The following is a 17,938-nucleotide window of genomic DNA, read 5'->3' on the forward strand; positions in this document are numbered from 1 at the left end:
CTTCGGTCGATGTGCTCAGCCGAGCACGACGGGCACGGCGACGAGCGCAGCGAGGACCGTGACGCCGAGCAGCAGCCAGGCGACGTAGTCGCCGGCGTGTCCGGAGTGCACCTCGTGCAGGACGTCGATGCAGCGCCGCGAAATCGGCCCGAGCGGGCGCAGCACGCGAGGCACGGGCGGCGGGCGAACCGCCATTGCGGCGAGGACGACGGCCAATCCGGTCGACAGCAACGACAACCCGATCCCGGTAGCGGTCCAATGTGGTGCCGCGACCGGGATCACGGCGCTTCCGCCATCGCCCAGCACCTGTGCGGAGTAAGCGGCGCCGTTGCGCATTTGCTCGGCAGCGAGGGCAAATGCGCCCGCGACATCGGGGAAGGCCGTCGCGAGCGCCTCGGCGTAATAGCACCAGGCCAGGGGGCGCAGCCGGCGCAGCGCGGGCAGATCACCGGCGATGTAGAGCAGGTGCACGCCGGTGGCGAGCACGACTCCGCTCTGGAAGCCGCCGCCTGGCGTGAGGTGGCCGTGCACGAGCATGTCCGCGCCGAGCAGCAGCACCAGCGGCGTCAGCACGTATCCCGCCAGGGCTGTCAGGGGCAGCACGGGCACCGTCGGCTCCTGCTCGCGGAAACGCACCTGCTCAGCGCGCCGAACACGTTGTCCGCACCGGGTACCCCGGCAATCACGAGCGCCAATCGCCACGCACGAGACGTTTATGTGTCCCATGAGGACAGTCGAACCGAGCCGATGCTCAAGGCGCGGCTTCACGCAGCGCGGGGAGGAGTTGACGCTGCGCGAAGTCGAAGAACCCGGACGGGTCCGCGTCGATGTCGATCTGGACCAGCGCAATGTCGGTGAAGCCGGCCTCCCAGAAAGCCGCCGCGGACTCGACGATCGGAGCGACCTCGGGACCGCACGGGATGCTGGCCGTGATGTCCTCGGCGCGCACGAACTGGGTGGCGGCGGCGAACGCGGCCGGGCCGGGCAGCTCGGCGTTGACCTTCCAACCCCCGGCGAACCAGCGGAACTGCTCCCAGGCGCGCGCAACGGCCGCGTCGCGGTCAGGTCCCCACGCGACCGGAATCTGCCCGATCTTGCGGGACGCGCCGTTCGGTGCGGCGGAATCCCACTCCTGGCACAACCGGCTGCTCGGTTCGACGGCGATCATCGCATCGGACAACGGCGCGAACTGCTGGATCGACTGCGTCCCCGAGATCGCGGTGGCCACCGGAACCCGCTGCGACGGCAAGTCCCACAGCTTGGCCGAATCGACCCGGTAATGCGTACCGGCGTGGTTGACGTAACCACCGTCGAAGAGCGCGCCGATGATGTGCAGCGCCTCGGTGAGCATCTCGTGCCGCACGTTGGCCGGTGGCCAGCCGCGCCCGACGACGTGCTCGTTGAGGTTCTCCCCGGCGCCGACGCCGAGCACGAACCGGTTGTCGGACAACAGCCCGACGGTGGCGCTCTTCTGCGCGACGACCGCCGGGTGGTAGCGGATGATCGGCGCGGTCACGAAGGTCATCAACTCGACCCGCTCGGTGGCCTGCGTGATCGCCCCGAGAACGCTCCAGGCGTACGGCGAATGCCCCTGCTCGTCCAGCCAGGGGAAGTAGTGGTCGCTGATCACCTCGAAGTCGAAGCCCGCGCGCTCGGCTGCCGCGGAGTGCGCCACCAGTTCCCGAGGCCCGGACTGCTCGGTCAACAGCGTGCATCCGAATCGCACCATGCCACCCAGGCTGGCACGCCACCCCGGAACGCGCCCGTCGACCAGGACCGTCCACTATGGATAGTAATATTGCGGGCTTACCGGCCTGCACGCTGCTGACCAGGGGCAGCGGAGGCACGGGAAATGTCGGTGCTGGCCACGACGCAGCCCTCCACCACCTCACCTGCCGACAGGGCAAGATCGGCGCGCTCGAGGCCGGCCACCTGGCGCACAGCCGCCTCGACGTCCGCCCTTCCGTGCACGTTCACCAGCACCTCGAACGCGGCCGCGGCCGCCGCCGGAGCGAGACCGGCCGCCACCTCCGCCAGGTTGCGGACCTGCGCCAGCAGTTCCGGATCCGGCACCGTCCCGCGTGGTTGCCCGCCGTACCTCATACCTGCCCCATCGGCAGTCAGGCGGCCTGTACTTGAGGCCGCGCGCCGGGGACGCGAAACCCGCGCACGAGGTGGGCCGGGCAGACACGTTGAAGACGGGTGGATGACGCGCCCCCCACGTCGTTTCACGGTCACCCACCCGCCGCTGTCCCCGCGCCGCACTGGTCTGCGGAGGGGACAGGAGTGCCATGGTGCGGCTTCGACCGCGTGATCGGCATATGCCGGACATATCGTGGTACGAACGAGCTACCGGTGCCATCGCCAGAAGGAAGTCGCGTCACCCGACCGGGCCCCGGAGACCCTTCGCGGTGTGATGGACCGCCGAACCACCGCCCTGGATCGGATTCTCAGCCGGGTGGCGGGTAGGGGTCGTGACCTGGCGGCACGGTGCGCTTGTCGCGAATGGTGCCATCGGTACCGTGGATGACCAGTTCACCGCCGCCGTCGCGGACGAGTTGCTCGTGCGCCGTCGAGACCGCTTCGTCCTGGGTGGTGGTACGCGCCGGCGAATCACTCCCAGCCGGGTCGGTCACCTGCCAGCCACCGTCCGGATGCGGAGCCACATGGCGGGTCGCCATCACTGATCCCTCCTCTGCACATGTAGGAGCTCGTTTTCGGCTACCCGGTCACGGCAGCGGGAGAAACCGCGCGGCGACCGCACACGGCCGGCGTGGATCAGACCGACGGTGGCAACCTGGACGAGATCTTCGTAGGACCCGCCTCGCTGGCGAAACCTCTGAGCGATGTGCTCGGCGACCGGTAAGTGCCCGGTGACCAACTCGTCGCGCACCGCGGCGTACCTCGGGCCCTCTTGTCCAGTGTGGTCATTGTGATGAACAGCGGGAACAGCGCGTCGTACTCACCTCGGCCGGCCTCGGGCTTGGTACCGCTCACCGCCCTGCTCGCCGCCGTCAGCCGTGTGGTGACGGGACACGGCGCGCTACCACCGGGATGGTCAGGTTCGAGCAACCGGAAGACGCGTCAGAGCACAGAACAACTTCCTGACCAGGCGTGATGCAGGACACTGGCCGTATGGGCGGCGTCGATGCTGCCCGGTTCGGGGTCAATAAACCGTCAACGGCCGTCCATCTCGCCTGATCGCGCGCGCAGAGTGCCGGTCGTGACCACGACGTTGTCCCGCCCACCCGATGATCTCGCGCCCGTCCAGGATGCCGCGGACCGCCACCGCTTGACCGCCCCGACCGGCATCGCCGCGCTCGGCCTGGACGCACTCGCTTCCACCGCCTACGGCCCCGAGGCGATCGTGTTGGCGCTGGCCGTGGCCGACGCCGCGGGCATCGGGTTCACGCTGCCGGTCACGCTCGCCATCGTCGGTCTGCTCGTGGTCCTGGTGATCTGCTACCGCCAGGTGATCCGGGCCTACCCCGACGGTGGCGGCGCGTACACCGTCGCGACCCACAACCTCGGTCCGCGCGCCGGCCGGATCGCCGCCGCCTCCCTCGTCGTCGACTACGTCCTCAACGTCGCGGTGTCCGTCGCCGCCGGCGTCGCCGCGCTGACGTCCGCCTTTCCCGCACTGCTGCCGTGGACGGTAGAGGTCGGCCTCGCCGTGCTCGCGCTCGTGACCGTGGTGAACCTGCGCGGGGTGGCCACCGGCGGCCGGGTCTTCGCGATACCGGCAGCGCTGTTCGTGCTCGCGGTCGGCGCGGTGATCGTCGCCGGCCTCCTGCGCGGCGAGCCCCTCTCACCAATGCCAGCCCCGAGCCAGCCGGAGATCACCGAGTCCGTCGGTGTGCTGCTCATCCTCGCCGCCTTCGCCAACGGCTGCGCGGCGCTGACCGGCATCGAAGCGATCGCCAACGCCACCCCGTCCTTCCGCGCGCCTCGGGCGAAACGCGCCCGCCGCGCCGAAGCGGCCCTCGGAGCGGTACTTGGAATCCTGCTCATCGGGCTGGCCGCGCTGGTCGAGCGCTTCGACGCCCGGCCCACCGACGGGCGGACCCTGCTGTCGTTGCTCACCGAAGGCGCGCTGGGCACCGGATTCGGGTACGTCGCGGTGCAGTTGCTCACCGTCGTGCTGCTGGCGCTGGCCGCCAACACCTCCTACGGCGGGCTTCCGGTCCTGCTGGCCAGGTTGTCCTCCGACAGCCTGCTCCCGCACATCTTCGGCCTGCGCGCCGACCGACAGGTCTACCGCCAGGGCATCCTCGCGCTGTCCGTGGTCGCCGGGGTGTTGCTGGTGTTCTCCGGCGGGCAGGTGACCACCCTGGTTCCGCTGTTCGCCATCGGCGTGTTCGTCGGATTCACCCTGTCCCAAGCCGGAATGGTGCGGCACTGGCTGCGGGAAAAGGGTCGCGGCTGGCAGGCCAGGCTCGCGCTGGCCGCGATCGGCGCGACGCTGACCGCTGCGGCCGCACTCGTGATCACCGCGGAGAAGTTCTTCGACGGTGCCTGGTTGATCGTGCTCATCATTCCCCTGCTGGTGCTGGGCTTCAGCGCGGTGCACCGCGGCTACGACCGCATCGGCGAGAAGATCGGCACGAACACCCTGCCGGAACGGCCCCAACGCGCCGGAAGCGCAGTGATCGTGCCCGTCACCGGGATGTCCCGGCTGACTTCGGAATGCCTCACCACCGCGCTGTCCATGGGCCGCGATGTCGTCGCCGTCCACGTGACCTTCCCGGACGAACTCGACGAAGCGCGGGAAATCCTGCGCAAATGGCACGCGTGGCGCCCCGAAGTCCCGTTGGTGTGCTGGAATCCCGGCGCCGGGAGCTCGGCCCGAGCATCGTCGACTACGTGCTCTCCCGCGACGAAGAGCGCATCATCGTGCTCATCGGCGAACTCCGACCCCACCCCCGGTGGCAACGGGTTCTCACGAATCACCGCGGCGCGGTCATCGCCAGATCCGTCAACCGCCACACCAATGCGGCCGTCTGCCGCCTCCACCTCAAACTCACCCCGTGAGCCCGGGCAGCCCCCAGAAACCGCGCTGCGGTGAACCGGTCAGACGGTGCGGCGGGAGCGGGCCTGACCCCCCCGAGGACCACGGCGATCAACCCCAGCACCAGGGCCACGGCGTGTGGCGCGACTCCGTCTTCCTGGAACGCCGCCGCGCCTGCGACGACAGCTGACCTCGACCAAACCCGGCTGAACGAAACCGGCAAGCCGTGACAGGCGCGAGGAGACCTGACCCCGTAGTCGGGTACAGGGTTGAGGATGGGGTATGCGCAGCGGAGAGGTGGCCGGGGTGAACGTGCAGACCCTGCGGTACTACGAGCGACGTGGGCTGACTCCCCAGCCGGTGGAACCCGGTCACCGCAGTGGTATTCGTCGGCGCGCGAGCTGACGGCCCATCCGCCGAGACCTGCTGCGACTACCTCAACGTGTTCATTGACCGACACCAAGCCAACACGTGGATCCAAGCGCACCCCCACGTTCCAGGCGAGGTCCTGACGCCCGCGGAGGCCGAACTGCTCGGCCAGAGGATCTTCGGCGATCTGCTGGCCGAATAGGTGCAGCCAGCGCCGTCGGTTTCAGGAGATGTCGCCGTAGAAGACGTGTTCCGGGTGCGGGTGGCTGAGGAAGTCGTGGTGCGAGATCTCCCAGCCGTACGCACCGGCGTGGCTGAACGCCAACACGTCGCCGACCCGAACTCGCGGCACCGGTACGTCGCGAGCGAGCACGTCCTTGGGGGTGCACAGCTCACCGACCACGGTGACCCGTGCATCACGCAGCTCCGGGCGTGGGGCGCTCGACGACCACTGCTCCACCGGCAGCACGGTGAACGGGTGGCTGTGCTGCCAGGACACCGGGAGCCGGAAGTGGTGGGTGCCGCCGCGCACCAGCACGTAGTCCACGCCGTGGTTGCGCTTCACGTCGAGCACTTCGACCGCGTACCGACCGGATTCAGCGACCAGGTAGCGGCCGCATTCGAAGTCGATCTCTCGCAGGTGGTCCGGGAACCCGGCGACCACGGCGGGCAGTTCGCGGGCGAAGTGCGGCCAGTCGAACTGGCCGTCCAGGTCGGCGTAGTTCACCCCGATCCCGCCACCGACGTTGAGCACCTCGCACCGCATCCCGAACTCGCGCTCCCACCCCGACACCGTGCGCCGGTAGTACTGCAGGAGTTCCAGATGTGCTGGTGCGGACAGGTTGTTGGACAGCGAGTGCAGGTGGAAGCCGACCATCCGCACCCCGGGTAGGGCCCGCGCCGTCGCGATGGCGTCGGGCAGGTCCTCTTCGGAGATCCCGAACTGGGTGGGGCGTCCGGCCATCGCCAGCGTCGCGTTCGGGAACGGGCCGGCGAGGTTGACCCGCAGCAGCACGTCCGCGGTCAGCCCGAGCCGGGTTGCGGCTTCTGAGATCCGGTGCAGTTCCAGCACGCTCTCCGCGTGCAGGCGGGTGACGTCATGGACGAGGGCTTGCTCGATCTCCACCGGTGTCTTGGCCGGGCCACCGAAGATCACCGGGATCTCCGAGCCGATCGCACGCGCTTTGCCCAGTTCACCGCCGGACGCGACCTCGAACCCGGCGACCAGCGGCGCCAGGGCGCGCAACAGCCGGGCAGCGCTGTTGGCCTTCATCGCGTAGAACATCCGGCACCGCGGCGGCAGCGATTCCACGACGATCCGGACGTGTTCGGTGAGTCGATCGAGGTCGTAGGCGAACAGGCACACCGGTTCACCACCGACGCGGTCCTGCACGAGTTTCGCCAGTTGGTCAGTCATGAGCTCCCCCGGTGCTGATCGAGGTGCGCGCGCAGCGTCCGAGCGGCCAGGCCGCGTTCTTCGCCGAGCACGAAGGCGCGCACACCGGCGACTTGCCACTGCTCGTGATCCTCGCGGGTCCGCGGGATCGCGCAGAACGGCACGCCCTGCGCCTCGCACGTGGCATGCACCCGTTCGAGCGCGTCGCGGACCTTCGGGTGCCGGGTTTGCCACGGCACACCGTAGGACTGGGACAGGTCGGCGGCGCCTTCCAGCACCAGATCGACTCCCCCGCCGGCGAGGATCGAGGACAGCTCATCGACGCCTTCGGCGTCTTCGATCATCGCGATGACCATGATCTCCTCGTTGGCGTGACGGACGTACTCGGTCAGCTCGATGCGCCCGAAACCAGGCACCCGCCCGCCGTTGAGACTGCGCATGCCCTCCGGTGCATAGCGGGCGGCGCGGATCGCCACGTCGACGTCGGCTCTGCTCCGGACGTGTGGCACGACCACCCCCAGCGCGCCCGCGTCGAGTGCGCGCAGGATCGCGCCTGGATCGGCTTCCGGGACGCGGACGACGGCGACCAGGTCGACGGCTTCGGCGGCGCGGATGAGGTTCTCCAGCTGCTGCGGGTCGACGAGGCTGTGCTCGGTGTCGAGGATGACGAAGTCGTACCCGGCGCAGCCGATCATCTCCACCATCGTCGGCGACGGGATCGAGCAGAACAGTCCGTAGCTCTGGTCGCTCCCGGCGAGCCGTTCCTTGAACGTGTTGCGCTTCAGCACCGGTCCACCTCCGCGAGCGGGTTCGGCACGGTGTGCAGCCGGAGTTCGGTGTCCGGCAGCAGCCGGCGGGTGGTCAGCTTCTCCACCTCGATGGTCGGGGTGAACACGTCGAACAGCGCGAAGCGGTCGGCCAGCTCGGCGAACCGCTGCTGGTAGGCGCGGATCTCGTCGCACACCAGTTGCCAGAAGCGCCGCTCTGGGAGCTCGCAGCGGTCCGCGAGGAAGATGGCGAGTTCGCCGAGGTTGATGAAGAAGAACGCGTCGAGCAGGAAGTCGGTGACCAGGCCGAGCTCGTCGGTTTCGACGAACGAGTTGCGGTTCTGGTGGTGCGCCGGTGTTCCAGCCAGTTCCGGGCACCGCTGCGGCTCGGCGAGGTGGGCGCGGGAGAACCGCACTCCGTCGTGGAAGTCCTTCAGCGCCACTCTGGTGGGCACACCGTTGTCGTGCACCAGCACCATGTTCTGAGCGTGGGATTCCAGTGCGATGCCGTGCCTGCACAGCAGGTGTACCAGGGGCAGGACGCTCACCTTGACCATCCGCCGAACCCATTCCTCGACACCGAGGGCGCGTACCCACGGATCGATCAGTGGCGTGCCGTCGACTTGGCACGCGGTCAGTCCGGTGAAGGGCACCGCGCGCTCCCCCGGCTCCAGGTGCGAGTGCAGGCTCTCCCGCCAGATGCAGGCCAATGCTCCGTAGGTGTCCGCCTGCAGCAGCCCTGATTCCGGGATCACCGCCACGCCGAGCTCTTCTCCGAGCAAGATCGGGCGCAGCTCCTCGCGCAGGAAGTCATCATCGGCGACGACCTCCCGCAGCCAGTCGGTGATGCGCGGCGCGTTGCGCACGGTGTGCGCGGCCAACCCGCGGCTCGTCGAGGTGTTCACGATGGACATCGACAGCTTCAGGTAAGGCCGCTGCGGATCGTCCCAGCAGGCCAAGGTGCGGATCGACTGCTGCGCACCGAAGTCGTGCGGATCGGTGCCGAGCGGGATCAGGTCGCCGCGGCTGAGCTGTTCGGCGAATGCCCGGGCGATCCGCTCCCGCCACTGCCACGGGTGCACCGGGACCAGCACGTAGTCGCCCGGATCGTGCCCGGTCTCCTCGATGCGGTGGTGGAATTCCGCTGCCGCCGAACCGAGGTGCCTGGGCACGTACTGGTCGTCGACCGATGCGGACGCGCTGACTTCGGTGATGCTGCGGTGCGCGGCCAACCACAGCGGGCGCACCGGATTGGCGAACTCCGGCCCGAAGGCGATGTTGTCCGCCGCGTCGAACCCGAGCCGCGACTTGTACGTCGGGTGGTAGCGGTGGCCATCGGTGATGGCCGACTCCAGGGTGTCGTAGTCCGCAGTGGACAGATCAGTTCGCCGCTCGGTGCGGACGTATTCCGACAGCGCGTCCTTGAACAGGGTTTCTTCCAGCTCGCGCGCGAATCCCGTGAGGTATTCGGCGTCTGCGTCCAGTGAGTCGCGCACTTCGGTCAGGAACAGCGTGATCGACTCTGCCTCGCAGTCGCCACGCCGAACCGGCGCGACGAGGCCCACGCGGCCGAAACCGAACCGGCGCACCGTGCGGAAGGAATAGCGGACCTCGGCACCGGTCGCGTCCACGCCGTCGACGAAGTGATCGTCGCCGTCCTGCCGGGTCTTCAGCGCGCCTTCGTACACCAGGGACTCCACCAGCTGGCGGAACACCCGGCGCCGCACGGTCCGGAAGCTCGGCGCGGTCAGTGCCGCCTGCACCAGCTCCGCAGTCATCAGCTCACCTCGTGAATCGGGTTGGGGACGTCGACGAAGAGCGGGCGTTCGCCGCGCTCGGCGAACCGGCTGAGCAGGTTCGCCTTGGCCGGCAGCACCGGGGCTTCCAGCAGCTCAGCGGCATACCGGCCGGGGCACTGGCGCAAGAAGTCCCGCACCACCGACCACAACAGCCGCTCGCCTGCTGGCGTGAAGCGGCCCAGCACCGCGACCAGGTGGCCGAGGTGGTTGGTGACGAAGTGGTAGCGCAGGCGCATCCACGCTTCGGCATCGTCGTAGAGAACCGGGCTGTCCGGCGGCACGATCCCTGCCCGCACCCGGTCGCGGCTGGCGCTGGTGCCTTCCATGTCGCGCACGAAGAACCACCGCGGCCAGCCGTCCTCGACGTGCAGCAGGGTGTTCTGCACGTGCGCCTCGAAACTGATGCCGTGGTCGGTGAACACCGCGAGCAGCGGCCCCAGGGAGATCCGCAGGTACTCCCGGAGCCAGTCCGCGACGTGCTCGGGCGACAGTGGTCCTGCCTTTGCTACGAGATCTACCAGCGCGGGAGCGCGCCCGTCGAGCCGGTCTTCCAGGAGTGCGGCGAGCACCCTCGGGGCGACCTCCGAACCGGCGAGCGGATTTCGCCGGAACAGCACCGCGAAATCCGCGGCCAGGTCACCGACGGCCCCGGGGTCGACGGTTCGGTAGCCGGTCTCCGGTAGCACCTCGAACCCCTCGTGCCGCCAACGGCTCGCCGCGTCGCAGAGCAGGCGACCGGCGTCGGCAGCGCGGCGCAGGTGCTCGACCGGGTTGTTGCGGACGAAGTTGGTGATGCGCACGTGCAGCGGCAGCTTCCACGCCGTCGCGAAACCCGGTGCGCACACCGTGCGCACCGAGGACGTCGCGTACACCTCCTCCCCCAGCGGGCCGAGTGGCACGATCCGTCCTGCGTCCACCAGCGCGGCGACCTGCGGCTGCCGCTGGAGGTAGTCCGCCTGCCACGGGTGCACCGGGAGCAGTTCGTAGTCGGACTGGTCGGTGCCCAGCGCGGCGCGGGACTTCTCCTCCACCTCTGCCGGGATCCAGGGCCCGTCTGCCACCCGGTCCTCCAGCAGCAGATCAGGCGCTACCGCCCAGTGGTGCAGCTGGAACCGCGCACCGAGTTCCGGACCGTAACGGGCCAGTTCGTCGTCGCTGAAGCCCTCCGCGCTCTTGGGCGTCGGATGGAACGGGTGCCCCAGCAGTAGCGACTGCTCGGCGTCTCGGGTGATCTCCGCCGGGGAGACGGGGCTCGGGCGCTGCTCACGGGCCAGGTAGCGCGCCGCCCTCGCGACGCTGTTGGCGACCTGGCGGCAGAATTTCTCCGCCGCGCCAGGTGGTGTCTCGACGCCGTGCTGGGTGAGTTCCCCGGCGATCAACGACACGAGCTCCTCGTGGTCGACCGGAACGAGACTGCCGTCGGCGAGTTCCCGGAACACCTCGGGCCCGTAGGCGTGGTGGCCGGCTTCGGAGCGGTACCGCACCTCGGTCCGCAGCACGCCGTCGGCGCTGCGCAGGGGCACCCGCAACGCCTCAGGACCCACCTCGCCGCCGATTTCCCGCACCAGCGCGTTGAGCAGGCGCTGTCGCGCTGCAGCGCGTGCCAGAACTTCGTTCACTGCAACACCTTTTCGCGAGTTCCATACTGCCGGACGTATTCCGCACCGGATTTCGGACGACCCACCACGGCCAGCAGCGCGGCCACTCCCAGCAGCGCACCGATCAGGGAGAACACCGCCGCGGGCGGCAGCAGGACCGCCAAGGCCGCGCCCGCGAGCGGTCCGAGCACCTGGCCGAGGTCGAGCAACCCGGTGCTGAAGCCGAAGGCGGTGCCGGACCACCGGTCCGGGACCTGGCGGGCGCTCACGTGCAGGACCGACTGCACGAGCGCGGCGAAGCAGAAGCCCTGCACCACCCGCAGCGGTACCAGCATTTCCACGCTCGCCACCGCCTGCACTGCCACCGCGAGCCCGCAAACCGCCGCAGCTGCGGCGAAACCCGAGTGAGCGGGGCGGACGTCGTTGCGGCGCCCCCACCAAGGGCTTCCGACGCACGACGCCAGCCAGGTCACGGCCTGCAGCACGCCGACCCAGGTCGTCGCGCCGGCCACCGAACCGGTCACGCGCTCGACGTGCGGCGCGAACACCACCACCAGTGCGTAGATCGCGGACTGGGCGGCGAGCCCGGCCAGCAACATCGAACGACTCTCCCCCGATCGCAGCAAGATCCCACCCACGACCAGTGCGGATCGGCGTTGCGGGGCGTCGCCCGGTGGTTCGGTCAGCAAAACGGCAGCGAGCACGCTGGACAGCACGAGCATGCCGGCTACCACCGCGAACAACGGGCCGAACCCGAACCGTCCGGCGAGCAGTCCGCCCACCAGCGGTCCGAGCAGCGACCCTGCCGCGGTCGCACCGAACAAGGCACCAAGTGCACGGCCACGGCGGTTGGTCGCTGCCACGGTGTTCGCATACGCGGCAGTCGCGCTGACCACACCGCCGCACGCGCCCTGCAGCAGTCGGCACGCCAGGAACTCACCCGGGGTGCTCGCCAAGGCCATGAGCCCGATGGCCAGACCCAGGCCGACGTGCGCGCGCACCACCATCGCCTTGCGGCCGAAACGGTCGCCGACCCACCCCCACAGCGGTCCGCTGATCAGCTGCACCACCGCCGGGGCGGCCAGCGAAACCGCTGTCCACCAGGGAATTTCGGATTCCGGGGTACCCAGGCGGGCCAGGTAGAAGGGCAGCAGCGGCACCACGATCGTGAGGCCCGCGGTCGCCGCGAACTGCCCCGAGCACAGGACGGCGAACGTCCGGACGGACGATCGCATCAACCCACCGCCCCGCAGGCGAACGGATTCGGGACGGCGCCGACTCCAGCGGGCATGCTCACACCGCTGGACCGGCCCTGGTGCAGCAGCGGCCCCAGCACCTCGCGGCTCGTCCACGTCTCCGCGTGCAGCAACTGGGCACGCAGGACCTCGGCGACCGCAGTCGGCAACGGTTCCAGACACTCGCGCACCGCATCGCGCAACTGCGCCCACAACACGCCTTCGTCCAGGCCGAAATGGCGGCACAACGCATCGGCGATGCCGTAGAGGTTCACCTGGAACCCGAGCGTCTGGAGGTAGCCGATCAGCGCTTCGGCCGACTCCAACCGGAGGGACTGCGACGCTCCGGGCTTGATCACGTACTCCGGATCACGGGTGCCCGCCCTCGCCATCCATCCCGGGTACACCCGCAACGTGTCGTGGTCGCGGAGCACGAACCGGTCCACCTGTCCGTCGCGGAGCTGGACCACGACGTTCTGGCCGTGCAGCTCCGGCAGGACCCCGCAGCGCAGGAAACCGAACCCGAACTCGCAGAACGACCGCGCCAACTCCCCGAAGAACTCGACCGGCTCGAACCGGTCCGAAATCGCCGGGGCGAGCACGTCCCACTCGTGCGCGGCCAACGCGGCCATCGGCAGCATCACACCGTCCAGTTCGGGATAGACCCGCACCTGAGCCGCCAGCTGGCCGGGCCGGTCGCCGAACTCGTCGGCCGGGTCGTGCCAACCGCACCAGATCCGCTCGTCGCACAACGCCACCCGGCGACGCAGCACAGGATCCCGGTCGACGAGCTCGCGCATGCTCTCCTGCGCCCGCTCGGCGTTGGCGAGATAGCGCGGGGGAAGCAACCTCGTCGCTCCCAGCGTGGCCACCCCGAGCGGAAGCTTGACGTGGTGCCGGGTCTCCGGCTCAACGGTCAGGGTGCGGATCGAGGAGGTCGGGTGGAATCGGCCGAGGTCGCGCACCAGCGGGACCATCAGTCGAGTGGCCAGTTCATCGCCGAACTGCGCGGGCAGAACGTGCTCGAACTGCCACGAATGCACCGGAATCGCCAGGTACTCGTCGCGGACGGCCCCGGTGGACTCCTGCACGTCGCCGAGCAACTGCTGCGCGGCCGGGTCGAGGACCAGCTCGGGCAGGCGCTGCGAGTCCGGATCACCGCCGTAGCTGAGCCGGTCCCGGCGCACCGCCACCCAGTCCAGGCCAAGCGGCTTGGCGCGCATCGGCCCGTACCGGGCCACTTCGTCGGTGCTCCAGCCGGCGATGGCCCGCGCGGCGGGGTGGAACGGGCGGTTGCGGGTCGCGGCCAACCGTTCCCCGGCGAGCAACCGGCCGTCCTGCGGTGCCAGGTCGAGATCGGCACGCTGCCGGAGCAACACGTCCGCGTGCTCCACCGCTGCCCGCACGTCCTCGGACACCTGGGCGGCACCGGCCAACTCGCCGCACGCCAGCACGACCAGTTCGTCCGGCCGAAGCGGCCCCACCTTCGCGCCGTCACCGCCGAACCAGACCGGGCCGCGGGCGTACCGGTGGCGCTGCAATGCGCCGCCGGACCTCACCCGGAAGCACACCCACCCGGTTGCCAGCTTCACCTGGCACCACTGCTCTCCGGCGGCCAGGGGTTCACCCGCGAGCTCCGCCGGCTGGTCGGGTTCGGCGCGGGTGCGGAACCCGACCAGGTCCTCCTGCAGCAGCACGTCGACGAGGTCGCGCATCACCAGCTCGGCCGATTCCGCACCCATCAGTACAGGTCCAGCCAGGTCCCGATGCCTCGGTTCTTCGCCCGCTCGTACACCGCGCCGGCGCAGGCGATGTCCTCGACCGCCATGCCCATCGGGTTGAGCAGGATGATCTCGTCGTCGTCGGTGCGCCCGGGCTTGGTCCCGGCCAGGATCTCGCCGAGCTCGGCGTGCAGTCGTTCGCGGGAGAACGAACCTTCCAGCACCAGCTGGTTGATGATCTTCTTCTCCCGGTTGCTCTGCTCCCAGTCGTCGACCACGACCTTGTCGGCGTTGAGGAAGACCTCCTTGTGCACGTCCATGATGGACACGTTGCACAGCAGCGCACCGCGCTTGAGCCAGCTGAACGGGATGTAGGGCTGGCTGGTGACCGTGCACGGCACGACCAGATCACCGGCTCGCACGGCGTCCTCCGCGGCGCCGGCGACCCGCGCCTTGACCGCCGGGTGGTCGCTGCTGATCTGCTCGGCGAGTGCGTGCGCCGCCTCGGGGCGTTGGTCGTAGAGATGGACCGTCTCGATGTGCCCGAACTGCTGCAGCAGCGCGGTGATCTGGGTGCGACCGATCACCCCGCAGCCGACCAGCGCGACGTCGGTGAAGCCGCTGCGCGCCAGGTGCTGGGCCGCCAGGCAGGTCACCCCAGCGGTTCGCCATGCGCTGATCAGGCTGCCTTCCAGCACAGCCACCGGATAGTTGCTCTCCGAGTCGTTGAGCACGATCACCGCGCTGGCCCGCTCCCGGCCGCGTCGGATCGGATTGTCGTGCTTGCTGCCGATCCACTTGATCCCGGACAGCCCGGGATCGCCGACGTGAGCGGGCATCGCGATGATCCGGTCCGCGATGTGCCCTTCCTTGCCCGTGACACGCAGGTACGGCTTGAGCGGCTGCACCGTCTTGCCTTCCGCGTGCGCGATCAGCCCGGCGCGCAATGCCTGCACGTACAGCTCGGCTTCGGCCCCACCGACCGCAGCGATATCGCTGCGGCTCAGGTAGAGCATCTTCGGGGATTCCTCAGTGGACACAAGATCTCCTCGTCGTCAGTTCGTGCAGCGCTGCCGTGCGGCGGCGAACCAGTCGTCGTCGTACACCAGGTCGAGATAGCGGTCGCCGCGGTCCGGGAACACCGCGACCACCCGACAGGGGCGCGGCAGCCGAGGCAGCATGCGCCGGATCGCCGCGACCACCGCACCGGTGGACCCGCCGGCGAAAATGCCCTCGGCGGCCAGCAAGTCCCGGCAGCCCACGGCCGTCTCGAAGTCGTTGACGTGTACCACGTCGTCGATCTCGGCGGAGGTCAGGAGCTCCGGCACCCGACTGGCGCCGAGGCCTGGGACGTCACGTCGTCCGGGCGAGCCGCCGAAGATCACCGAACCCACCGCGTCGACCGCGACCACCCGCAGCTCCGGGAAGCTCTCCCGCAACCGGCGGGAGCAGCCGAGCAGACTGCCGGTGGTGCTGACCGCTCCGACCAGGTACGACGGCGGGTGCACCAGCTGCTGCGTCAGCTCAGCACCGGTGCCGTGGTAGTGCGCCTGCCAGTTGCGGTCGTTGGCGTACTGGTTGATCCAGATCGCCCCGGGCGAGCCGGCCACGATCTCCTTCACTCGGCGGATGCGGGTGTGCAGGTAACCGCCCATATCGTCCGGCTCGCTCACCAGGTCGACCTCGGCACCCAGATGCCGCAGGATCGCAACGTTGGCCGGGGCCGCCTTCGGGTCCAACACGCAGGTGAACCGCAGGCCGTGGATGCGCGCCGCAATGGCCAGCGCGATCCCGAAGTTGCCGGAACTGCTCTCCACCAGGTGACTTCCCGGTCTGATGGAGCCTTCTCTCAGTCCACATTCGACGATGTACCGCGCCGAGCGGTCCTTCATGCTCCCACCGGGGTTCATCAGCTCGAGCTTGGCGACCACCTCGACATCTGCTTCGGGGAAAAGCCGGTTCAGCGCGACCACAGGCGTGTTGCCCACGCACTCGAAAATCGACTCGGCGACGGACTCGGTCAGGGTGTCGACAGCCACGTTTCTCCTCAGCTCGACGACCGGAACGGGCACAGCGACAGCCGGAACGCTAGCAAAGGCTAGGCTAACTTAATAGAACGAGTCCAAGAGATCCAGATCACACGAAAGCGGCGAAGTTGACCCGATCAGCGCAACGCCCACACGGAACATCAGACCAGCACGCACGTACCAATATCCCAACCTGGCAACGGATCCCAGTGGACACGCGGAACCTGGTTGCCACCCTGGACGACAGGAAACAACGCCATCAAGTCCACAATGGACCTTCGCGCGCGTCTAGCCAGGTACGCAACCCACGGAACCGCGCGCTGACCTAGACGCGCAAGCCACGCGCCGGAGCGGATTGGCGAGATTGGTTGCAGCGGACCAACAAAGTTCTTCGGAGGCGTAACGCGATCAACTCACATCCGCGAGGTCCGATCATTGATCGCACGAACCGGCACGCCATCGCCCGAATCCCACGTTCGGCAAGCGCCACCACAGTGGACGAGTGCGGAAGATGGCTGCCGCTGATGGCGGTCACATCCATCTGGCTCAGGAAGGCAGAGGTAAGGACGAAGCGACCGCAAGAGCGGAGAAGACAAGAAGGGCGAAGACATCGCCGCCCCTGGGGATGCGCTGGTATCCGACAGCGCCGGGTTTGCGGACCACGGCAGCGAAAAGCCCGTGAGTCCGGGCGGACTCACGGGCCTTACCTCGCCTACTTCTGGGCGAGGTACTTCTGCAGGTCGTCCAGGACCAGGTTGGCCGCGATCGGGCCGAGGCCGAGGAACCAGGTGTCGTCGTGCACCTCGATGGCCTTACCGTTCTTGACAGCATCGAAGGTGGTCCACTGCACCGAGTTGACGACGTCGTTCATCTGCTGCTTGGTGTTGTCGCCGTAGGCGGCGTAGAAGAGGAGGTCGCCGTCGGCCTGGTTGATCTGTTCGCGGCTGATCTTGACGAACGTCTTGTCGACGAGCTGGCTGTCGGGCCGGTTGAAGCCGACGTCGGCGAGGATTGTGCCGATGTAGGAGCCGGTCCCGTACATCCGAAGGTCGCCGGGCAGAAACCGCAGCGTGCTCACCCGGGTGGCGCCGGCGTTGCCGAGCTGCTTGCCGATTTCGGTGGCCCGTTGTTGGTAGGCATCCAGGATGCGCTGCGCTTCGTCTTTCTTGCCCAGCGCGTCGGCGTTGAGCAGGAAGTTCTCCTTCCACGGCTTGCCGACGGTTTCCGCGAACACGGTGGGGGCGATCTTGCTCAGCGCGTCGTAGTTCTGGTCGTCGCGGACTTTGCTGGAAAGGATCAGATCCGGCTTGAGCGAGGCGATCTTCTCCAGGTTCGGTGAACCGATGGTGCCGACGACCTCGACGTTGCCCGCCTTCTCGGCCAGATAGGGCTGCAGCGACTTGTTGGCGTCGGGCAGCGTTGTGCCGACCGGCTTGACGCCCAATGCCAGTACGGCATCGAGTTCTCCGGTGTCGAGCACGACCACCCGCTGCGGGGTACCGGTGATCTTGGTCTGGCCCTTGGCATGGGCGATGACTCGCTCGCCACCTTGCGGGGCGGCGGGCTGCTCGGGGGCCGACGTGCCGCACGCGGCGGCGGTGCCGAGCGCGAGCACGGTGGTGACCGCCGTGAGCAGCCGACGGGGACGGAACATGATGCTCCCAATCTCCTCAAGATCCGACTCTGAATTTCGGGCAGCCTAACCTAACTTGAGGCGAGTTGAAAACGGGAGAGATCGGAATCATGCAAAGCCCGGAGTTTTCGATGATCTTGTGCGCCAGGAGCGAAGCAGATCGGCCTAGATTCCGCGCCTTACTACTACACGTGAGCGGGCGCACAAAAGCCCACGAATGTAAGCGGTTCCCAAGACGATAAAAGAGCATGTTGGAATTTCTCAATCCGGCGCCCACACGGCGACGGCGCGCAGCGCCAAGCGGCCAGGCCGCGCTCTTCGCCGAGACGGTGGCCCCGGTTTCACCAACCAGCAGTCGAGCGCCGTGCCCTGGCGAAACGGTGCA

General features: G+C 68.6%; 16 protein-coding genes and 1 pseudogene. 3 read left to right on the top strand and 14 right to left on the bottom strand.

The window, feature by feature from the left end:
- Positions 1–15: 15 nt before the first annotated feature.
- The 5 genes from E1288_RS22980 to E1288_RS50415 form a co-directional block, all read right to left on the bottom strand.
- Positions 16–609: an MnhB domain-containing protein gene (locus E1288_RS22980; protein WP_235883748.1), complete on the bottom strand. Its 594-nt coding sequence runs from the start codon at positions 607–609 to the stop codon at positions 16–18.
- Positions 610–751: 142 nt separating this feature from the next.
- Positions 752–1,726 (bottom strand): TIGR03557 family F420-dependent LLM class oxidoreductase, encoded by a 975-nt coding sequence (locus tag E1288_RS22985; protein WP_165968220.1) that lies wholly within the window; start codon positions 1,724–1,726, stop codon positions 752–754.
- 80 nt (positions 1,727–1,806) lie between these two features.
- Positions 1,807–2,103: a hypothetical protein gene (locus E1288_RS22990; RefSeq protein ID WP_132488320.1), complete on the bottom strand. Its 297-nt coding sequence runs from the start codon at positions 2,101–2,103 to the stop codon at positions 1,807–1,809.
- A gap of 347 nt (positions 2,104–2,450) precedes the next feature.
- Positions 2,451–2,681, bottom strand: coding sequence for a DUF2188 domain-containing protein (locus tag E1288_RS22995; protein WP_132488390.1), 231 nt, complete (start codon positions 2,679–2,681; stop codon positions 2,451–2,453).
- Positions 2,681–2,893, bottom strand: a complete 213-nt coding sequence (locus tag E1288_RS50415; RefSeq protein WP_132488322.1) for a sigma factor — start codon at positions 2,891–2,893, stop codon at positions 2,681–2,683. Before E1288_RS50415 ends, E1288_RS22995 begins: the two co-directional genes overlap by 1 nt.
- A 330-nt stretch (positions 2,894–3,223) precedes the next feature.
- On the opposite strand from E1288_RS50415, the gene E1288_RS23005 reads away from it, so the two are divergent.
- From E1288_RS23005 to merB, 3 genes and pseudogenes are all read left to right on the top strand, one after another.
- Positions 3,224–5,065 (top strand): APC family permease, encoded by a 1,842-nt coding sequence (locus E1288_RS23005; protein ID WP_235883749.1) that lies wholly within the window; start codon positions 3,224–3,226, stop codon positions 5,063–5,065.
- Between the two features lie 225 nt (positions 5,066–5,290).
- The gene (locus E1288_RS50420) at positions 5,291–5,413 is read left to right on the top strand and encodes a MerR family DNA-binding transcriptional regulator (protein WP_165968217.1); all 123 of its coding nucleotides are present in this window, start codon (positions 5,291–5,293) and stop codon (positions 5,411–5,413) included.
- Positions 5,379–5,579: pseudogene (gene merB, locus E1288_RS23015) on the top strand (organomercurial lyase); the annotation flags it as partial. The gene E1288_RS50420 and the pseudogene merB, both read left to right, overlap by 35 nt.
- A 21-nt stretch (positions 5,580–5,600) precedes the next feature.
- Here the strand turns inward: merB and E1288_RS23020 are convergent.
- The 9 genes from E1288_RS23020 to E1288_RS23060 all read right to left on the bottom strand — a co-directional run bounded on the left by E1288_RS23020 (position 5,601) and on the right by E1288_RS23060 (position 17,574).
- Positions 5,601–6,794 (bottom strand): type III PLP-dependent enzyme, encoded by a 1,194-nt coding sequence (locus E1288_RS23020; RefSeq protein ID WP_132488326.1) that lies wholly within the window; start codon positions 6,792–6,794, stop codon positions 5,601–5,603.
- Positions 6,791–7,561: an HpcH/HpaI aldolase family protein gene (locus E1288_RS23025; RefSeq protein ID WP_132488328.1), complete on the bottom strand. Its 771-nt coding sequence runs from the start codon at positions 7,559–7,561 to the stop codon at positions 6,791–6,793. The genes E1288_RS23020 and E1288_RS23025 overlap by 4 nt, the downstream gene beginning before the upstream one ends.
- The gene (locus tag E1288_RS23030; RefSeq protein WP_132488330.1) at positions 7,555–9,318 is read right to left on the bottom strand and encodes an IucA/IucC family protein; all 1,764 of its coding nucleotides are present in this window, start codon (positions 9,316–9,318) and stop codon (positions 7,555–7,557) included. Before E1288_RS23030 ends, E1288_RS23025 begins: the two co-directional genes overlap by 7 nt.
- Complete coding sequence (locus E1288_RS23035) at positions 9,318–10,958, bottom strand: IucA/IucC family protein (protein ID WP_165968218.1); 1,641 nt, start codon at positions 10,956–10,958, stop codon at positions 9,318–9,320. The genes E1288_RS23030 and E1288_RS23035 overlap by 1 nt, the downstream gene beginning before the upstream one ends.
- Positions 10,955–12,172 (bottom strand): MFS transporter, encoded by a 1,218-nt coding sequence (locus E1288_RS23040; RefSeq protein ID WP_132488334.1) that lies wholly within the window; start codon positions 12,170–12,172, stop codon positions 10,955–10,957. Before E1288_RS23040 ends, E1288_RS23035 begins: the two co-directional genes overlap by 4 nt.
- The gene (locus E1288_RS23045) at positions 12,172–13,914 is read right to left on the bottom strand and encodes an IucA/IucC family protein (RefSeq protein WP_132488336.1); all 1,743 of its coding nucleotides are present in this window, start codon (positions 13,912–13,914) and stop codon (positions 12,172–12,174) included. The genes E1288_RS23040 and E1288_RS23045 overlap by 1 nt, the downstream gene beginning before the upstream one ends.
- The gene (gene sbnB / locus E1288_RS23050) at positions 13,914–14,933 is read right to left on the bottom strand and encodes a 2,3-diaminopropionate biosynthesis protein SbnB (protein WP_328592476.1); all 1,020 of its coding nucleotides are present in this window, start codon (positions 14,931–14,933) and stop codon (positions 13,914–13,916) included. The genes E1288_RS23045 and sbnB overlap by 1 nt, the downstream gene beginning before the upstream one ends.
- Before the next feature lie 15 nt (positions 14,934–14,948).
- Positions 14,949–15,932: a 2,3-diaminopropionate biosynthesis protein SbnA gene (sbnA, locus tag E1288_RS23055; RefSeq protein WP_132488338.1), complete on the bottom strand. Its 984-nt coding sequence runs from the start codon at positions 15,930–15,932 to the stop codon at positions 14,949–14,951.
- Positions 15,933–16,632: 700 nt separating this feature from the next.
- Positions 16,633–17,574, bottom strand: a complete 942-nt coding sequence (locus tag E1288_RS23060) for an ABC transporter substrate-binding protein (protein ID WP_132488340.1) — start codon at positions 17,572–17,574, stop codon at positions 16,633–16,635.
- Between the last annotated feature and the right edge of the window lie 364 nt (positions 17,575–17,938).

Origin of the sequence: Saccharopolyspora elongata, assembly GCF_004348985.1 — a bacterium.
Lineage (GTDB): Bacteria > Actinomycetota > Actinomycetes > Mycobacteriales > Pseudonocardiaceae > Saccharopolyspora > Saccharopolyspora elongata.

What these genes read in the sequence shown, in the direction of transcription:
- E1288_RS22995 (WP_132488390.1), bottom strand. Translation starts at nt 2,681, where the DNA reads ATGGCGACCCGCCATGTGGCTCCGCATCCGGACGGTGGCTGGCAGGTG.
- E1288_RS23020 (WP_132488326.1), bottom strand. Translation starts at nt 6,794, where the DNA reads ATGACTGACCAACTGGCGAAACTCGTGCAGGACCGCGTCGGTGGTGAA.
- E1288_RS23060 (WP_132488340.1), bottom strand. Translation starts at nt 17,574, where the DNA reads ATGTTCCGTCCCCGTCGGCTGCTCACGGCGGTCACCACCGTGCTCGCG.
- E1288_RS22990 (WP_132488320.1), bottom strand. Translation starts at nt 2,103, where the DNA reads ATGAGGTACGGCGGGCAACCACGCGGGACGGTGCCGGATCCGGAACTG.
- E1288_RS23040 (WP_132488334.1), bottom strand. Translation starts at nt 12,172, where the DNA reads ATGCGATCGTCCGTCCGGACGTTCGCCGTCCTGTGCTCGGGGCAGTTC.
- E1288_RS50420 (WP_165968217.1), top strand. Translation starts at nt 5,291, where the DNA reads ATGCGCAGCGGAGAGGTGGCCGGGGTGAACGTGCAGACCCTGCGGTAC.
- E1288_RS23045 (WP_132488336.1), bottom strand. Translation starts at nt 13,914, where the DNA reads ATGGGTGCGGAATCGGCCGAGCTGGTGATGCGCGACCTCGTCGACGTG.
- E1288_RS23030 (WP_132488330.1), bottom strand. Translation starts at nt 9,318, where the DNA reads ATGACTGCGGAGCTGGTGCAGGCGGCACTGACCGCGCCGAGCTTCCGG.